This is a genomic window from Arthrobacter sp. NPDC056493, from assembly GCF_042795115.1.
Taxonomy (GTDB): Bacteria; Actinomycetota; Actinomycetes; order Actinomycetales; family Micrococcaceae; genus Arthrobacter.
On record NZ_JBHTSL010000087.1, the window covers coordinates 1 to 17,832 of the forward strand.

Below are 17,832 nucleotides of genomic sequence, written 5' to 3' on the forward strand. Positions count from 1 at the left end.
CCATGGGTCCGCGGCCGTCGCCTTTTGCTCTGAGGCGCTTACTGCCTGAGTGCTTGGTGCCGGGTCAGGAAGCGCGGCGGGCCCGTGCGGCCCGGCGCTTGAGTGCACGGCGTTCGTCCTCGCTCATGCCGCCCCACACGCCGGCATCCTGTCCGGACTCCAGCGCCCACTGCAGGCAGGTGTCAACAACCGGGCACCGGCGGCAGACGCTCTTGGCTTCTTCGATCTGCAAGAGCGCGGGGCCAGTGTTGCCTACGGGGAAAAACAGCTCCGGGTCCTTGTCGAGGCAGGCCGCGCGATTACGCCAATCCATGCTGATCAGTCACTCCATTCCTGGGAAGTCAATACCCTTTGTGAAAATATTCACTAGGGCTTACATAGGAAAGGGGCCCGGCAGGGCCCCCTTGGTCATCTGGATCAAGCGTTTCATGTTAACGCTGTGTAAACAAGGGGTAGTGGGCCACGAAATCCCCAAGAAACGTGAGCGATGCATCACATCGGCAGGCTGTCCCGCCGTGTGTCGACTATGTCGGGTAGTGTGCCAGTGTGTCAAGACCCCCAAAAGACCCGTCCGGCCCGTTCGCTGATGCCGGAAACGGCGGTACTCCGGAGGACCGGCGCTCAGCAGGAACACAGCCTTCGGGCCCCGTCCGTCCCCGCGCTGTCGCCGTGATCTCAGGGGTTGTGGCAGCCGAGGCCACGGCGCTGCTGGCCGCAGCAGGCTGGTACGGATTCCAGCTGGCCAGCGGGGCGCCTGTCATGTCCTTTTGGGGTGCCGTTTTCACGCTCGGCCTGCTGCTGGCTTTTGCGGCCTGGCTGTATGCCGTTGCCGTGTTCCTCTTCCGTGGTTTCCGCTGGCCGCGGGCCGGGGCGCTGGTGGCGCAGCTGTTGGTGCTGACCATTGGCTTCCCCACGCTCACCGCCGGCCTCCCGGCGGCTGGCGCCGCAATGCTGATCCCTGCCGGCGCGGCCATCGTCCTGTTGTTCGACAAACGCGTGATTCGCTTCGCCTCCCGCGCCGCTTCCGATCCGCCGGCACTTTAGAGCCTCCTGACATCTTCGGCCACGGCCAGTTGAACTGTCATTGCCGCGCCGTCCGCCACAAGCAGGGCACGTCCTGGCGGGGGATGGGAATCCGGCTCAATCCGCAGTCCGAAGATGTCGCCGTCATGCGGACTGCGGGGCGCAAGGAGGATGCCCGTGCCGCTACTGCGGGCTGCCAGCGCGAGCGGGACACGCTGCATCAGTGACTGGCTGAACGCGGCCGAAAAAATTACCGCCCAGCCGCGGCTGTTCAGCTCCATCAGGTGCTGTTGGGAGGCTGCAGGCAGCACGTCGGCATCATCGACGAGGAGTATGCCGTTCCTCGGTAGACGTCCTTCAGCGGCATCGCGGTGCACTTCCGCCCAAAAGTCGCCACGACTCGGCTGCGGGCAGGGGTGCAGCCACCCGGACACCGACGGGTTGAGCGCCGGCAGGGATGCCAGGAACGATGACTTGCCCGAACCGGCGCTGCCCAACACGGCAAGGACAGCACCTTTCGGCAGGCGCACCGCGGCAGGGACGGGTTCGTCCCCGCCCACGCCGACCACCAGGCGGCGGGCGGCTGTGCGCGCCGGGTAAGGTGCTTCGGGATCTGATCCCCGCTGGGGTGCGTCCGGATCACGTGCGTCCGAAATCCGCTCCGCCAGGGGCATTCGGGACAGTACATCCGCCACAGAGAGCTGCTCGGGAAGGGGATCCACGCGGAACGGCTTGACCCGCACCGGACCCTGCATGATCTCGCCGGTGGCCGTGACTTTTCCGGGACCTGCACGTCCACTCCCCGGGACGTGGACGTAGAGCTGGCAGACCGCCGGGCGCCCGGCCGAGAAGGCCCCGGCTGCCACGGCGCGGCCCGGAATCGGCGGAAGGTCGGGCATTTTGGGCCAGGCCAGCCTGCTCTCGGCGCTGGCGCCCCGCGGGCAGTAAATGCGGTTGGGGATGGCCGGAAAAAACCGAGACGTCACGAGTTCGCGGTCGCCCGAGATCACGACGGTGATTCCGGCAGGGCGGCCGTCCCGGACGATGTCCTGGACGTGGTCTTCGGCGCGGGTCAGGGGGCCGGCGCGGAGGGCAGACAGCCAGGTGCCCCAGCCCGAAATGACCAGCACCAGCGGCGGACCGGAGGGTGTCTGGAGCCGGCTAAGCCGCTGGGACATTTCGGCCGCCAGGCGTTCCAGGACGCGCACGCCGCGGCGGACGTCGTGGGGGTGCACAAAGGATCCGGTGCGGTTCGCACCGGCCAGGCCCGTTAACGACCCGTCCGCATCGAGGACGTAGAGGTGGCATTCCGTGGGATGGGACAGGAGCTGCTGCATTGCTGTTGACATTGCCTGCGCGGCATCGCGGGATCCGGCGCCTATCAGCGCCAAGTGTCCGTCGGCCCCCGGCCGCCAGGTGAGCGCTGCAAGCCGCTGCTCCTCGGGCAGGTCCAGCAAGCCCAGACCTACAGCCCAATCTTCTGCCGCTCCCGGCACCGTGCCAGCAGGGACGGTGCCTGCGGGGATGGCGCCGGAATGGACCGTGCCTGAACGGACATTGCCTCCACGGCCGACGCCGGCAGGGTCGCGGACATCTGCGGTGAGTGCGGCCACGTCAGCGGGACTCGCCAGCACGTCCGGCAACGGCGGAGCCACCGGACGGCGCGCTGCGGAACCGCCCATCCCCGCCCACAGGGAGGCAGTCAGCTCCACCAACGGCCTGGCGGCGTCCGACGGGGTTTCCGGCGGAGGGCCGCTGCCGTTGATGGAAGCTGGCATCGCCAGGGCCACCGTGGTCTCAAGCACCCTGACCCGGCAAGAAGCAGAACCCCCGTTGTCAGCGCCGGCAACGGATGCCGACTGGAACTCCTCGGCAGCTTCGGCGCCCCTGGCCAGGTAGGCGCGGCCAGGCCGGTTGACGGGTATTGACGAGGCCGCACTGGTGCCGATCACGTCGGCCGACTCGTGTGCGGACTGCACGCGGAGGGCGATGCTCGTTGTGACGTTCGCGCGGATGTCTGCCGTGAGAGCCCCCTGCGGGCGCTGGGTGGCCATGATCAGGTGGATGCCCAGCGACCGGCCTATGGCTGCAATCCGCATCAGCTCGGTCAGGGTCCCGGGAGCGTCCTCGACGAGCATTCGGAACTCATCGATGATGAGCACCAGTTGGGGGAGCGGCGGACCACCGGACGGGGACAGGCGATAGGCGGCCAGGTCCGGGGCGTTGGCGGCGGCGAGCAGATGCTCACGTCTGCGGACTTCTGCCCGCAGCGACACAATCGTGCGCTCCAGCTGGCTGCTGGCAAGATCCGTCAGCATACCGACGCAGTGCGGGACATCAGTCAGCGGACTGAGTCCGGACCCGCCCTTGAAGTCGAAGAAGAGGATATTGGCGCGGTCCGGCGGATAGCACAGCGCGAGCCCGGCGGCAATGGTGCGGAGCAGTTCCGACTTCCCGGAACCTGTGGTGCCCGCAACGAGGACGTGTGGGCCATCTGATTCAAGGTCGAGGACGCGCACGCCCCGGGCTGTGCGGCCCAGGGGGATGGTGAGTCCTGGCATCTGCAGGCCTGCTGCCCAGCGCCTGGCAGTCGCACCGGTCGACTGGTCAAGGAGATCGCCAAGCCCGCAGCGCACCGGCATGGAGTGCCCGCCGGCCTGCACATCAGGGAGGGACTGCCGGTACGCCCGGCAGTAGCGGTCGAAAACGCCGGACGGCACCAGGTCTGCAACGAAGCGGTGACATAAACCGCGGGCCCTAAGCATGGCCCCGCGCTCGCCGAGCTCAATATCGGTTTCCGCTGGTTCCTGTCCCCGGCCCAAGAGATGGACCACCCGCCAGCCCAGCCGCCGGGCAGTTGCGATGACGCCGGCCCCTGCGGTGCTGTCCTTTGTTCCGCCGAGTTCTTCGCCGAAAAGCAGCAGGATGCGGGACATGCCCTGTCCGCCGGACGTGTCCGTCAGCGCCGCAATTGTGTCAGGGATTCTTGAATGGAGTGAGACACCCGTAAGAAACCGTGCCGCGAGCGGCAGGACGGAAGCGGGCCCGTGGATCGCGATCCGGGTACCCCTGGCCAGCGGATACCCGGTGAGCTGCATGAGGAACGAGTGGGCCAGGCCGTGAACCTCTGAGTCGGTTCCCCGGACCGACACGACCGCAAGGCCGGGGTCCAGGAGCAGCGGCACCGCCCCAAGCCGAGGGGGTCTGAAGCCCGGCTGGTCCGGCTCCAGGCGTATATTGGCCGGTTGATCAGCCAGGCCGAGTCTGAGCCAGACGCCGGGCCCGGGCAACGGCGCCGGATCACCCGTGTACGTTGATGTTTCCTGTGCTGTCTCCCGGCCGGTGCCGGCAGGGTTCACTGCGGGAACCGCAGCGCGCAGCGCAAGGACGGCAGCGGACGGCGCGGACCGCCGTCGTCGATCCAGATCCTGCTCAGCTGCCGCCGCGACTGCCGATCTCAGTTCACGGCGCTGCCGGGCGCCCGAGGCCACCGGGACAAGGAGTGTCACTGCCGAGACCGCTGTGAAGGCCAGAAACATCCACGACCCCGTCACCAGTACCAGTCCCACCCCGATGATCACGGGGAGAACGGCCCCGAGAACCAGCACGGACCGGCCCGCCGGCGCGGCCGGGCGCGACACGATCAGCGGCTCCGCCACAGGGCTCCCGGCAAACCCCAGGTCAGCGTCACCTGCCGCCGACGGCGCGGCCAGCACAACTGACAGGGAGGAATTGCCGCAGCGAATGCGGGAACCGATGGCGACGGCCGTTTTTGACACCCGTTTGCCGTCCACCTCGGTTCCATTGATGCTGCCAAGGTCCGCAAGGGTCAGGGCTGTGTCCGAAACCTCAATTCGGGCGTGCTCCCGGGAGAGATCGGCATCGGGAATGGTCAGCTCAGCGTTGGTGCGGCCGATCCGGTAGCTTCCCCGCTGCAGCGGAAGGACAGTCCCTGCGGCGGGGCCGCTGTCCACCGCGAGGAGCACAGCCGCGGGAAGGTCGCCCGCCGATCCCGCCCGGGACCCAGGACCGTCGGCGACGCCGTCCACCAGCACAGCCCCGTTGACCAGGGGCGCCCTGCCGAGCGTCAGAGCCCTGAGTGGCAGGCCGGCTACAGTCAGTCCGCGCGTCCGAAAGCTGCGCGAAAGTTCTGCCTCCAGGTCCGCCCCCGGGCAACCGTCCGGGGCCGCCACCGTCAGCTCGACCGGCCCGGCGGGGGAACCGGACCCGGCCGAAGCGGCCCCGGGGGCGCGGACCAGGGTACATTGCAGCTGCACCGGCGACCTCCGTTCTGTGGGAAAACCTGGGCACCACGCTAGTGACGGCACGGCCGGAACGGATGCGGTGAATTCGTCCATGTGGAAAACCCCGGCCGCTTCTCCGGAAGCCCGAAGAACTGCTACCCCGACGCAGCCGCGAATCGGCGTAAGGTCCGGTCAGCGGATAGTGTTAAGCAAAACCGGGTGTGGCAGCGTGGCTGCCGCCTGCCAGTCCTGAGAGAAAAGGCTTCTGACTCGTGAAGATTGCTGTAATTGCGTTGGGAAAAATCGGGCTGCCGCTGGCCGTCCAGTTTGCTTCCAAGGGCCATGACGTCGTTGGCGTCGACGTCAACCAGCAGGTCGTGGAGCTTATCAACGCGGGCACCGAGCCGTTTCCCGGCGAGGCCCACCTGCAGGAGAAACTTTCCGAACTGGTGCCGGCGGGCAAGCTGCGCGCCACCACGGACTATGCCGAAGCTGTTCCGGGCGCCGACGCCGTCGTGCTGGTTGTTCCGCTGTTCGTGGACGCCGACGCCAAGCCTGATTTCGGCTGGATGGACGGCGCAACCGCCGAGCTGGCCAAGCACCTGACCCCGGGCACGCTGGTGTCCTACGAGACGACCCTGCCGGTGGGAACCACGCGGACGCGCTGGAAGCCCGCCCTCGAGGCAGGCTCCGGGCTGGTTGAGGGCCAGGACTTCCACCTGGTCTTCTCCCCGGAACGCGTGCTGACCGGGCGGGTGTTCGAGGACCTTCGCAAGTACCCCAAGCTGGTGGGCGGCCTGTCCGAGGCGGGCGCGGCCAAGGCTGTTGAGTTCTACGAAGCCGTGCTGGACTTCGACGAGCGTGCTGACCTTCGCCGGCCCAACGGCGTGTGGGACCTGGGGTCCGCTGAAGCGTCCGAGCTGGCCAAGCTGGCCGAGACCACGTACCGCGACGTGAACATCGGGCTGGCCAACCAGTTCGCCCGGTTCGCCGGCACCGCGGGCATCGACATCTACCAGGTCATTGAGGCCTCCAACTCGCAGCCGTACAGCCACATCCACCAGCCGGGCATCGCCGTCGGCGGTCACTGCATCCCGGTGTATCCGCGCCTGTACCTCTGGAACGACCCCGAAGCGACGGTGGTCCGCGCTGCCCGGGCTGCCAACGCTGACATGCCGGACTACACCGTGGGCCTCCTTGAGGGCGCCTACGGCGACCTCGCCGATGCCCGTGTGGTGGTGCTGGGCGCCGCCTACCGCGGCGGTGTGAAGGAAACGGCCTTCTCCGGCGTTTTCGACGCCGTGTCCAGCCTCGAGAAGCGCGGCGCCGTGGTGACGGTCCACGATCCGCTCTACACGGATGCCGAACTCGAGAAGCTGGGCTTCACCGCGTACCACGTTGGCGAACCCGTCGACGCGGCCGTCGTCCAGGCCGACCACGCCGAATACCGCACGCTGTCCCCGGCTGACCTGCCCGGCATCAAGGCCTTCATTGATGGCCGCCGGGTGAGCTCCGCCGACCAGTGGGACGGCGTCGTTTACCGCGTTATCGGCAAGGCCTGAGAGCGCTTAGCGGCAGCCTTGCCGCTGCGGCCGGGCCGCAGCGGCACTTCTGAGAGGAACCAAAGTATGACGACGACCATTGCTCCGAGCGCCGACGTTTCGGACCAGGCAATCCTCGGCGACGGAACGAAAATCTGGCACCTGGCCCAGGTGCGCGAACAGGCGAACCTCGGCGCGAACTGCATCGTGGGGCGCGGCGCCTACGTCGGCACCGGAGTGCAGATCGGCGAGAACACCAAGATCCAGAACTACGCGCTGGTGTACGAGCCGGCCAAGCTCGGCAAAGGTGTCTTCATCGGTCCGGCCGTGGTTCTGACCAACGACACCTACCCGCGCTCGGTCAGCCCCGACGGCTCCCTCAAGAGTGCCCATGACTGGATCCCGGTGGGCGTGACCATCGAGGACGGCGCTTCCATCGGTGCCCGCGCCGTGTGTGTTGCCCCGCTGACGGTGGGCCGCTGGGCGACGGTTGCGGCCGGCGCCGTTGTCACCAAGGATGTGCCGGCCTTTGCCCTGGTGGCCGGGGTTCCTGCCCGCCGTCTTGGCTGGGTGGGCAAGGCCGGCGAGCCGCTGCGCCAGGAGGGCGCCTTCTGGGTCTGCCCCGCTACCGGCGCCAAGTACATTGAAGACGGAAATTCCCTGAAAGAGTCTGAGGAGAACGCATGAGCTACGACTTTATCCCCGCGGCGAAGCCGATCATCGGCGACGACGAGCGGGCCGCCGTCGACGCCGTTCTGGCCACCGGAATGCTGGCCCAGGGCCAGCAGGTCGCCGAATTCGAGAAGGAATTCTCCGAGGTCCTCCTCGACGGCCGCTCCTCCGTGGCCGTAAACTCCGGCACCTCGGGCCTGCACCTGGGGCTCCTGGCCGCGGGAGTCAAGGCGGGCGATGAAGTCATCGTTCCCTCGTTCACGTTTGCCGCCACCGGCAACTCCGTGGCGCTGGCCGGGGCTACCCCCGTGTTTGCCGACATCGAGCTGGACCACTACACCCTGGATGTGGACCACGTCGCCTCGCTGATCACGGAGAAGACCAAGGGCATCATGCCCGTGCACCTGTACGGCCACCCGTTCGACGTCGAGGGTCTCGGGAAGCTCGCCGCGGAGCGCGGGATCGACCTGTACGAGGACGCCGCCCAGGCCCACGGTGCCAGCTTCAAGGGCCAGAAGGTTGGAACGTTCGGCAAGTTCGCCATGTTCAGCCTCTACCCGACGAAGAACATGACCTCCGGCGAGGGCGGCATGGTCTCCACCCCCGACGCCGGCGTGGAGCGGAACCTGCGCCTGCTGCGGAACCAGGGCATGGAAAAGCAGTACGAAAACGAGCTCGTGGGCTTCAACGCCCGGATGACCGACCTGCACGCCTCCATCGGCCGGGTCCAGCTCAAGAAAGTCCTCGGCTGGACAGAGCAGCGCCAGCAGAACGCGGCGTTCCTGACCGCCAACCTCCAGGGCGTCGGTACGCCCAAGGTTGCCGAGGGCGCGTCCCACGTCTACCACCAGTACACGATCCGTGTTCCGGAGGACCGCGACGGACTGGCCAAGGCACTCCGCGAGGAATACAACATCGGCACCGGCGTGTACTACCCCGTTCCGAACCACCGGCTGCCCTCGTTCAACCGCACCGAGGACCTGCCCAACACGGAAACCGCTGCGAAGGAAGTCCTCTCCCTGCCGGTTCACCCGTCCCTGAGCCAGAACGACCTGGACCGCATCGTCACCGCGGTCAACAAGCTCGTCCAGGCAGGTGCCTGATGGCTAACCTGCGCGTCGGCCTCATTGGCCTGGGCATGATGGGCCGCCACCACGCACGGGTGGTGCGGGAGCTCGACGGCGTCGACCTGGTCGCCGTCGCCGACTCCTTCGGCGACCCCCACGGCGTCGCCGGCCAGCTGGACGTCCTGTCGTCCGTGGAAGAGCTCATTGCCGCCGGCATCGACATGGCAGTGGTGGCTGTCCCCACCGGACTGCACGAAGAAGTCGGACTCGCCCTGGCAGAGGCCGGCGTCCACACCCTCGTGGAGAAGCCGATCGCCTCCAGCGCCGAGGCCGGACAGCGCCTGGTCGACGCCTTCGACGCCAAGGGGCTCGTGGGCGCCGTCGGCCACATCGAACGGTTCAACCCGGCACTGCAGTCACTGCGCAAGCGGATCGAAGCCGGCGAGCTCGGCGACGTTTACCAGATCGCCACCCGGCGCCAGGGCCCCTTCCCGGCCCGGATCGCCGACGTCGGAGTGGTCAAGGACCTCGGCACGCACGACATCGACCTGACCGCATGGCTCGCGCAGAGCCGCTTTGAGTCGATCTTCGCGCGCACCACCACGCGCAGCGGCCGCCCGCACGAGGACATGGTCGCCGCGACAGGTCAGCTGGGCAACGGCGTCATCACCAACCACCTGGTCAACTGGCTTTCCCCGATGAAGGAACGCCTCACCATCGTCACCGGTGAAAAGGGCGCCTTCGTGGCCGACACCATCACGGCAGACCTGACGTTCTTCGAGAACGGCACGGTCGCCACCGAATGGGAGTCCATGGCCGCGTTCCGGGGGGTCTCCGAAGGAAACGTCACCCGGCTCGCCATCGCCAAGCCGGAGCCGCTGCGCACCGAACACGAAGCCTTCCGCGACGCCGTCCTCGGACTGCGCAGCGACGTCGTCACCATGCGCGAAGGCCTGGACACGCTCCGCGTGGCCGAAGCCGTGCTGGAGTCCGCCACCAACCGGCAGATCGTGAAGATTGCTGCTTCGTGAGTGAAAACCGGCCTGTCAGGGTCACCGTGGCAACACGGCTCTTCACGCCGGAAGTGGGTGCTGCCTCGTTCCGGTTGAAAGCCCTCGTGGACGGCCTGGCGGCCAAGGGCGCCGACGTTAGCGTCCTCACCACCAGGCCGCCCAAGGGATCGCCGGCCTTCCAGCCTCGCTACAAGGTCTCCCGGTGGCCCGTGCTGCGGGACGCCGGGGGCAACGTGCGCGGCTACGTGCAGTACATGAGCTTTGACGTGCCCGCCTTTTTCCGGCTGCTGTTTTCGCGGGCGGACGTCGTCGTGTCGGAGCCGCCGCCCACCACCGGCGTGGTCGTGGCGCTGACATCGGCCCTGCGGCGCAGGCCGTTTGTCTACTACGCCGCCGACATCTGGACTGAAGCTTTGTCCGCGACGGACGTGCCCGACGTCGTCATCCGCGTCATGCGGGCCGCCGAAGGGTTTGCGCTGCGACGGGCAGCCAGGGTCATCGCCATCTCTGACGCCGTGGCTGATAAGGTCAGGCAGTTCGGCGTTCAGCCGAACCGCATCACTGTGGTCGGCAACGGGATCGATACCTCGGTGTTCGGACCCGAGGGGGAGACCGCCGGGTCTGACGGACTGTACTTTGTGTACACCGGAACCATGTCCGAGTGGCAGGGCGCCGATATCTTCATCCGTGCACTGCCTGCTGTGCTCGCCGAGCACCCCGGCGCCAGCATCCGCTTCTTCGGCCAGGGTGCCGACGAGCCCCACCTCAGGGAGCTTGCAGAGGAAACAGCGCCCGGCCACGTGACGTTCGGCGGCGTCATTCCTCCCGCCGACGCGGCCCGCTGGATCCGTGGGGCAGCCGCGGCCCTGGTCAGCATCAAGCCGGGCCAGGGCTACGATTTTGCCAAGCCCACCAAGATCTACGCCGCTGCGGGTTGCGGGACTCCCGTGGTCTTCGCCGGAACGGGGGAGGGTGCCGCGCTCGTCTCCGGCAACGGACTTGGCGAATCGGCCAGTTACGACGTGGAAAGCGTCGCCGCGGCCATGTGCCGTGTGGCGTCCGGGGAAAAATCCGGCGGCAACGCGGACGGCCGGGACGCCAGGGCCGGCTGGGTACTGCAGCATGCGTCGCTGGCAACGTCAGGGAAGCATGCCGCCGCTGAAGTGCTCGCCACCGTTCCGTCCGGGGCGTAGTTTGCGGCGTCAGACCAAGGCCGGGATGGCCGCCTTCGCCGCCGGTGAAACCTCATTCGGAATCGTCGGGCTGGCGTGCCCGAGCCGCCCCGGAATACGGGACGCTTTTTAACTTCGGGTAGTCTAGACCCGGCAGATAGGGCTGCTGAACCCTGCCACCAAAACACACAGGAGAGTTGTGAACGCTGATCTCGTCGTAGTCGGTTCGGGTTTTTTTGGCCTGACAATCGCGGAACGCGCCGCCACGGAGCTGGGGCTAAAGGTTGCCGTCCTGGACCGCCGCCACCACATCGGCGGCAACGCGTACAGCGAAAATGAGTCCAAGACGGGCATCGAGGTCCACCGGTATGGCGCCCACCTCTTTCACACCTCCAACGAGCGGGTCTGGGAGTACGTGAACCGCTTCACGGCGTTCACCGGTTACCAGCACAAGGTCTACACCAGCCACAAGGGCGAGGTGTACTCCATGCCCATCAATCTGGGCACCATCAACCAGTTCTTCCGGTCCTCCATGGGCCCCGGCGAGGCACGTGCCCTCATCCAGGAGCAGGCCGGCGAACTGGCGGGCACCGATCCGCAGAACCTGAATGACAAGGGGATCCAGCTGATCGGCCGGCCCCTGTATGAGGCGTTCATCAAGTACTACACGGGCAAGCAGTGGCAGACCGACCCCAAGGATCTGCCGGCGGAAATCATTTCCCGGCTTCCGGTCCGCTACAACTACGACAACCGCTACTTCAACGACACGTATGAGGGACTGCCGGTTGACGGCTACACCGCGTGGATCGAGCGGATGGCTGACCACCCGAACATCGAGGTCCACCTCAACACCGACTTCTTCGACGGCGGCGAATTCGGCCGGGAGGCCGTGCGCGGCCAGGTGCCGGTCATCTACACCGGCCCCGTTGACCGGTACTTCGACTACGCCGAAGGCGACCTGTCCTGGCGCACCATAGACCTTGAGGAAGAAGTCCTCCCGATCGAGGACTTCCAGGGTTGCTCGGTGATGAACTACCCGGACGAGGACGTCCCGTACACCCGGATCCACGAATTCCGTCACTTCCACCCCGAGCGTGACTACACGAAGGACGCCACGGTCATCATGCGGGAGTTCTCCCGCTTTGCCGAGAAAGGCGACGAGCCCTACTACCCGGTGAACACTGCAGTGGACCGCGAGAAGCTTCTGGCCTACCGCGACCTGGCCCGCGGCGAGGATTCCGTGCTGTTCGGCGGCCGGCTGGGAACCTACAAATACCTCGACATGCACATGGCCATCGGATCGGCCCTGAGCATGTTCGACAACAAGATCAAGCCGCACTTCAGCGGCGGTGCGAAGCTGGAAAGCGGAGGAGTAGACGCATGAGCGTAGCGACGGAGTTCCGGCAGGGAACCGAACCGGGCACTGACGGGACTGTGTGGAAGACAGTCCACCGCGTTGTATTCCCGGTCGACGGCGATACCGACACCCTCCCGCTGTACGTCGACTTCGACGCCGCCCGCCGAGTGGTGGAATCGCAGGACACCAGCAGCAAGCGGGGCGCGGCATCACCAGTTGTGTCCCAGCGCAGCGAGATGCGTTCGGACTTCATCCTTGGCCGCCGCGAGCTGTCGCTGCCCGCGCACCGCCGCGTTTCCTTCGGAACATACTTCAACGCGTTCCCCGCCAGCTACTGGCGGGCGCACACCGACGTGCAGCAGGTCCGCCTGAGCATCGAGGTGGACGCCGAGGCGACGGTCATCGTCTACAAGTCCAGCCCCCGCGGCAGCTCAAACCGCGTCCAGAGCCTGCATGTCACGGGCGGCGCCACCGCCACCTGCGACCTCTCGCTGACCACTTTCGCCGACGGCGGCTGGTACTGGTTTGACCTCGTCGCCCACGGCCACGATGTGAAGCTGAAGCAGGCCGGCTGGTCTGTTCCGCAGCCCGAGGGGTTCACGGCCGGGTCACTGTCCATTGCGGTCACCACGTTCAACCGGCCGGACTACTGCGTCAAGCACCTGCGGACCTTTGCCGAGTCCGAGGACCTGCTGGCGGTCATGGACCGCCTCATCGTCACGGACCAGGGCAACCAGAAGGTCCGGGACGAGCCGGGCTTCGACGAAGCCGCGGCCGTGCTCGGCGACAAGTTCAAGCTCGTTGAGCAGGGCAACCTTGGCGGCTCCGGCGGCTTTGCCCGGGGCATGCACGAGGCCGTCGAGGGCGGAGAGAGCAAGTACGTCATGCTGCTCGACGACGACGTCGTCGTGGAGACCGAAGGCGTCCTCCGGGCCGTCAACTTCGCCGACTTCACCCGCAGCGCCACCATCGTGGGCGGCCACATGTTCAACCTGTTTGAACGCTCCGTGATCCACAACTTCGGCGAGGGCATCAACGAGTACCGGTTCCAGTACGAGCCGATCGGCGAGGGACAGAGCGCCCACGACTTCTCCGCCAGCAACCTGCGCACCACCCCGTGGATGCACCGCCGGATCGACGTGGACTACAACGGCTGGTGGATGTGCCTGATCCCGACGTCGATCATCAGGGAGATCGGGCTGGCCCTGCCCGTCTTCATCAAGTGGGACGACGTCGAATACGGCATCCGTGCCAAGGCAAACGGCTACACGACGGTGAGCCTGCCCGGCGCGGCAGTCTGGCACATGCCCTGGACGGAAAAAGACGACACCATCGACTGGCAGGCCTACTTCCACCAGCGGAACCGGTGGGTGGCGGCGATGCTGTACTCGCAGTACGAAAAGGGCGGCCGCCTTCCCATCGAAAGCTTCCTCCAGGATGTCCGGCACCTGCTTTCGCTCCAGTACTCGGCTGTGGAGCTGAGGAACCGTGCCCTCCAGGACCTGCTCGACGGGCCCTCGCACCTGCACCGTACAATCGGCGGCAAGCTCCCCGAGATCCGCAAAGTCCGTTCGGAATTCCCGGATGCCCAGGTCAGCAAGGACATCACCGAGTTCCCCGCCGTCAAGCGGCTGCACCTGCCGAAGTTCGGCCTGGTTCCCTCCCGGCCCAAGAACTTCGCGCAGACCGTGTCCAGCGCGCTGTCCGGGGCCATCCGCCAGCTCCGCCCCGTGGACCCGGCCGCATCAGAGCACCCCGAGGCCGTGGTACCCGCGGCGGACGCACGCTGGTGGCGGCTTTCGCACCTGGATTCAGCACTCGTGTCGGCTTCGGACGGAACTGGCGCCTCCTGGTACCGCCGCGACAACGTCCGCTTCCGCAAGGAGCTGCTGCGCAGCCTTGCCCTGCACACTCGCGTGCTGGCCCGTTGGGACGAGCTCTCCGCGTCCTACAAGAAGGAACTGCCCAACTTCACGTCTCCGGATGCCTGGCGCCAGACCTTCGCGGCCAACTCCGGCTCCGAGGCTGATCAGCAGAAGCCCGGTCAGTGACAAACGGACGCACCTCTCCCACTCAGCAGGACTCCGGCCGGGCGCTGGTGGCGCCGGGAACCGGGAACGGGCTCGTTGACGTTTTCCGTTCCCGGTTCCTCCTCAAGCTCCTGGTCCGCAAGGAACTCAGAATCAGGTACCGGGGCTCGGTCCTCGGACTGCTGTGGACCTATGTCAAGCCCGGGGTCCAGTTCATTGCCTTCTACATTGCCCTCGGTGTTTTCCTGGGACTGGAGCAGAGCCCTACCAACAGGGGAGGACTGCCCAACTACGCGGTCTACCTGTTTTCCGGCATCATCCTGGTGAACTTCTTCACGGAGTCCCTGAGCACGGCAACACGGTCGATCGTCAACAACAGCGGGCTGATCAACAAGATCTACCTGCCGAGGGAACTGTTTCCGGTGTCCTCGGTATGGGTCTCGGCGGTTCATTTCTTCCCGCAGCTGTTTGTGCTTGTGGTGGCCTGCCTCTTCAGCGGCTGGCGCCCCGGACCGCTGGAGGCGGTCACCGCCGTCGCCGGCTTTGTCATGATTGCGCTGCTTGCCACCGGCCTGGGCCTGTTTTTCGGCTCCGTCAACGTGTACTTCCGCGATTCGGAGAACCTCGTTGACCTGATTCTGCTCATCGCCACCTGGGTCGCCCCGGTGCTGTACTCCTGGCGGATGGTGCTGGACAAGGCCGGCGAAGCCTGGTTCACGGTTTACCAGCTCAACCCGATCACGATCGCGGTGGAGTGCTTCCACCATGCCTTTTGGCTGCCGACTACGGCAGGGGCAGAGGGAAGCCCGCCCAACCTGGTCACCGTCTGGGTTCCCGTGGGGCTGCTCGTCTCGCTTGCCATCCTTTTCCTCGGCCAGTGGACATTCCGCCGGCTCGAGGGCCGCTTCGCACAGGAGCTGTGAGTCTTGACCACCGCAATTGAAATCCGCAACATCAACAAACAGTTCGTCCTGCGGCACACCCGGTCACTCAAGGAAGCCCTTGTGTGGCTCCTGCGGGGCCGCAAAGGTGATCTGTCAAAGAAGTTCCATGCGCTCCGGGACCTGTCCATCGACGTCGAACACGGCGAGACAGTGGCCCTCCTGGGACTGAACGGCTCGGGAAAGTCAACGCTGCTCAAGCACATCTCCGGCGTCATGCTCCCCGATTCCGGCACTGTCCGCACCGGCGGACGCGTTGCCGGACTGATCGAGGTCGGCGCCGGGTTCCACCCTGACCTCTCAGGGCGTGACAATGTGTTCCTGAACGGCGCGATCCTCGGGATGACCGAGGCCCAGATCAAGGAAAAATTCGACTCCATCGTCGAATTTGCCGAGATCGGCGAGTTCATCGATACAGAGGTCAAGTTCTATTCCTCGGGAATGTACCTCCGGCTGGCGTTCTCAGTGGCAGTCCACACGGACCCCGACGTCTTTCTGGTCGATGAAATCCTCGCCGTGGGCGACGAGCCGTTCCAAAAGAAGTGCCTGGCCAAGATCAAGGAACTCGCGGCGGCCGGCAAGACGCTGGTGGTGGTCAGCCACGACCTCGACCTCGTGGCCCACGTCTGCGAACGCGGAGTACTTCTGGAACACGGCCGGGTCACCATGGACGGCCCGGTGGCCGACGTGATCAGCCGGCTCCGCGGCAACTAACACACTCTTGGAGGAAATTTGTCCTGGCTGACTTCGCTGCCGGCGCTGCTAGCGGCAGTGGCCGTGGTGCTCGTTCCCGGTGCTGCGCTTGCGTGGTCTCTCGGGTTCCGGCGCACCAGCCTGCTGGGACTCGCGCCCGTGCTGTCCCTGTCCGTCGCGGGCGTTGGCGCCGTGCTGGCACCGTTCGTCCACCTGGAGTGGGGGATCGGCGTCGTGGTTGTGACGGCCGCTCTGGCGTCCGCCGCAGCATGGGCCGTGATGCGGCGCCCGTGGCAGCGCCGGGAAGCAACGGCACTGCAGCGGGCGGCGCAGCAGGGCGACGGCTGGCCGACCCTTGCGGCCGGCGCCATCGGTGTTGCCGTCGGTGCACTTCTCATTGCCCGCCGGGTCATCCAGCTGATCGGTGAACCCGACAACATCTCCCAGCGCTACGACAACGTCTTTCACCTGAACGCGGTCCGCTACGTGCTGGATACGGGCAACGCCTCAACCTTGAACCTCGGCAGCATGGCTGGCGGGACCGGCGGACTGTCCTCCGTGTACCCCGCCGTGTGGCATTCGCTGGCTGCCCTCGTGACCCAGCTGACCGGCGCGTCCGTCCCTGTCTCGGTGAACGCGGTCAACCTCGTGGCTTCGGCGGTCATCTGGCCTATCTCCGTGGTGTTCCTGACGCGCGTAGTCATCGGGCCGCGCCCCGTTGGGCTCATGGCCGCAGGGGTACTGTCGGCGGGTTTTCTCGCTTTCCCCTATCTGTTGCTGGTGTGGGGCCCGCTGTTCCCCAACCTGCTCTCCGTCAGCGCGTTGCCGGCCGGCGTCGCCGCTGTTATCTTCGTCTGCCGGCTGTCACCGACGCTCCGGGAACCTCCGCTGCGCGCTTGGCTCGCCCTCCTCGTGGCAGTTCCTGGACTGGCCCTGTCCCACATGAGCGCCGTCAACGCGCTTCTGGCCTTCAGCATTCCGGTCGTCCTGGCACGGCTTTTCCTCTACATCCGGGAGCTGATCCGGACCAAGGCGGCACCGAAGAAGTTTGCGGTCGTGGTCCTGGGCTCGGTGGCGGGCGCGGTTGCGGTAGTGGTGGCGTGGCAGAAGCTCCGTCCAGCGCCGTATAACGGCTGGGTACCGCATCAGACGGTGCCTGGCGCCATCGGTGAAGTCCTTGCGAACGGGCCCATGAAGACGGACGCCACCCTTCTGATCTCCGTACTGGCACTGATCGGCATAGCCAGGCTCATCCGGCGGCGGACACAGCTCTGGTTGCTCGGGTGCTACCTGGTGGCCGGGTTCCTTTACGTCGTGGACGCCGGTTTTGCCGCGGGCTGGGCCCGGGCATTCTTCACAGGCACCTGGTACCAGGACACCTACCGCCTCGCGGCCTACCTTCCCATTTTCGCTGTGGTGCTTGCAGCCCTGGGCGTGCTGGCCACAGCCGACACTGTCAAGGCAGCTGCCGGCGTCCTTGCCCTGAAACTGCCCCCGGGCAGGGTAGGCCGGATGCGGCTGACCGGCGTTGCGGGCCTGGCCGGAATCCTGGCGGTCTGCCTTGCCCTTGGCTGGGCCGCGCAGACAGGCCCGGTCCGGGGCTATGTGGCGTCCAGCCAGTACTTCTTCGAACGCGACACCAAGGACTCCATCCTGTCGTCAGACGAGTACGCCCTGTTGGCCCGCCTCGGCTCGGAGGTACCCGAAGACGCGGTCATCGCGGTGAACCCGTGGAACGGCGGGTCACTTGCCTACGCTTTTGCCGACCGCAAGGTGCTGGAGTTTCATATGGGGCAGCGGGAGAGCAAGAGCATGCGCGTGGTGGCGGAGTCGCTCGCGGACGCCGGTACCTCACCCGCGGTGTGTGACGCTGTGAGGGCGACGAAAGTTTCCTATGCCCTGGATTTTGGCACGCAGTATCTCCTGAACCACCCGCAGAGCAGGACCTATCAGGGCCTGCAGAACCTCGCATCCTCGGGGGCGGTTCAGCTTGTGGACCAGCAGGGCAACGCCAAGCTGTTCAAAGTGGTGGCCTGCAGCTAACACAGCAAAAGACCTCCGGAACGGGCGTCCTGCGCC

General features: G+C 66.4%; 13 protein-coding genes. 11 read left to right on the forward strand and 2 right to left on the reverse strand.

Features of this window, described 5'->3' with window-relative positions; translation table 11 throughout:
* Window positions 1-64: 64 nt before the first annotated feature.
* Window positions 65-313 (reverse strand): WhiB family transcriptional regulator, encoded by a 249-nt coding sequence (locus tag ACFQ50_RS23120; RefSeq protein WP_003804966.1) that lies wholly within the window; start codon window positions 311-313, stop codon window positions 65-67.
* Window positions 314-546: 233 nt separating this feature from the next.
* Here ACFQ50_RS23120 and ACFQ50_RS23125 point away from each other — a divergent pair, with 233 nt between their 5' ends.
* Complete coding sequence (locus tag ACFQ50_RS23125; RefSeq protein ID WP_377997943.1) at window positions 547-1,044, forward strand: hypothetical protein; 498 nt, start codon at window positions 547-549, stop codon at window positions 1,042-1,044.
* On the opposite strand, the gene ACFQ50_RS23130 is transcribed toward ACFQ50_RS23125, so the two are convergent.
* Complete coding sequence (locus tag ACFQ50_RS23130; RefSeq protein WP_377997944.1) at window positions 1,041-5,300, reverse strand: FtsK/SpoIIIE domain-containing protein; 4,260 nt, start codon at window positions 5,298-5,300, stop codon at window positions 1,041-1,043. The two genes, ACFQ50_RS23125 and ACFQ50_RS23130, sit on opposite strands and share 4 nt — an antisense overlap.
* Before the next feature lie 239 nt (window positions 5,301-5,539).
* Here ACFQ50_RS23130 and ACFQ50_RS23135 point away from each other — a divergent pair, with 239 nt between their 5' ends.
* From ACFQ50_RS23135 to ACFQ50_RS23180, 10 genes are all read left to right on the forward strand, one after another.
* Complete coding sequence (locus ACFQ50_RS23135; RefSeq protein WP_377997945.1) at window positions 5,540-6,829, forward strand: nucleotide sugar dehydrogenase; 1,290 nt, start codon at window positions 5,540-5,542, stop codon at window positions 6,827-6,829.
* Between the two features lie 66 nt (window positions 6,830-6,895).
* Complete coding sequence (locus ACFQ50_RS23140; protein WP_377997946.1) at window positions 6,896-7,495, forward strand: acyltransferase; 600 nt, start codon at window positions 6,896-6,898, stop codon at window positions 7,493-7,495.
* Window positions 7,492-8,583, forward strand: a complete 1,092-nt coding sequence (locus ACFQ50_RS23145; RefSeq protein ID WP_377997947.1) for a DegT/DnrJ/EryC1/StrS family aminotransferase — start codon at window positions 7,492-7,494, stop codon at window positions 8,581-8,583. The genes ACFQ50_RS23140 and ACFQ50_RS23145 overlap by 4 nt, the downstream gene beginning before the upstream one ends.
* On the forward strand, window positions 8,583-9,578 hold the full coding sequence (locus ACFQ50_RS23150) for a Gfo/Idh/MocA family oxidoreductase (RefSeq protein ID WP_377997948.1): 996 nt from the start codon (window positions 8,583-8,585) through the stop codon (window positions 9,576-9,578). The genes ACFQ50_RS23145 and ACFQ50_RS23150 overlap by 1 nt, the downstream gene beginning before the upstream one ends.
* Window positions 9,575-10,753 carry a glycosyltransferase family 4 protein gene (locus tag ACFQ50_RS23155; RefSeq protein ID WP_377997949.1) on the forward strand — a complete coding sequence of 393 codons (1,179 nt, stop codon included), beginning with the start codon at window positions 9,575-9,577 and terminating at the stop codon, window positions 10,751-10,753. Before ACFQ50_RS23150 ends, ACFQ50_RS23155 begins: the two co-directional genes overlap by 4 nt.
* Window positions 10,754-10,931: 178 nt before the next feature.
* Window positions 10,932-12,116 carry a UDP-galactopyranose mutase gene (gene glf / locus ACFQ50_RS23160; RefSeq protein WP_377997951.1) on the forward strand — a complete coding sequence of 395 codons (1,185 nt, stop codon included), beginning with the start codon at window positions 10,932-10,934 and terminating at the stop codon, window positions 12,114-12,116.
* Entirely contained in the window at window positions 12,113-14,140 is a 2,028-nt protein-coding gene (locus ACFQ50_RS23165; protein WP_377997952.1) for a glycosyltransferase, read from the forward strand. The genes glf and ACFQ50_RS23165 overlap by 4 nt, the downstream gene beginning before the upstream one ends.
* Complete coding sequence (locus ACFQ50_RS23170) at window positions 14,137-15,042, forward strand: ABC transporter permease (protein ID WP_377997953.1); 906 nt, start codon at window positions 14,137-14,139, stop codon at window positions 15,040-15,042. Before ACFQ50_RS23165 ends, ACFQ50_RS23170 begins: the two co-directional genes overlap by 4 nt.
* A gap of 3 nt (window positions 15,043-15,045) precedes the next feature.
* Entirely contained in the window at window positions 15,046-15,774 is a 729-nt protein-coding gene (locus tag ACFQ50_RS23175) for an ABC transporter ATP-binding protein (RefSeq protein ID WP_377997954.1), read from the forward strand.
* Between the two features lie 18 nt (window positions 15,775-15,792).
* A complete protein-coding gene (locus tag ACFQ50_RS23180) occupies window positions 15,793-17,796 on the forward strand; it encodes a DUF6541 family protein (protein WP_377997955.1) in 2,004 nt (667 codons plus the stop codon).
* Window positions 17,797-17,832: the final 36 nt, after the last annotated feature.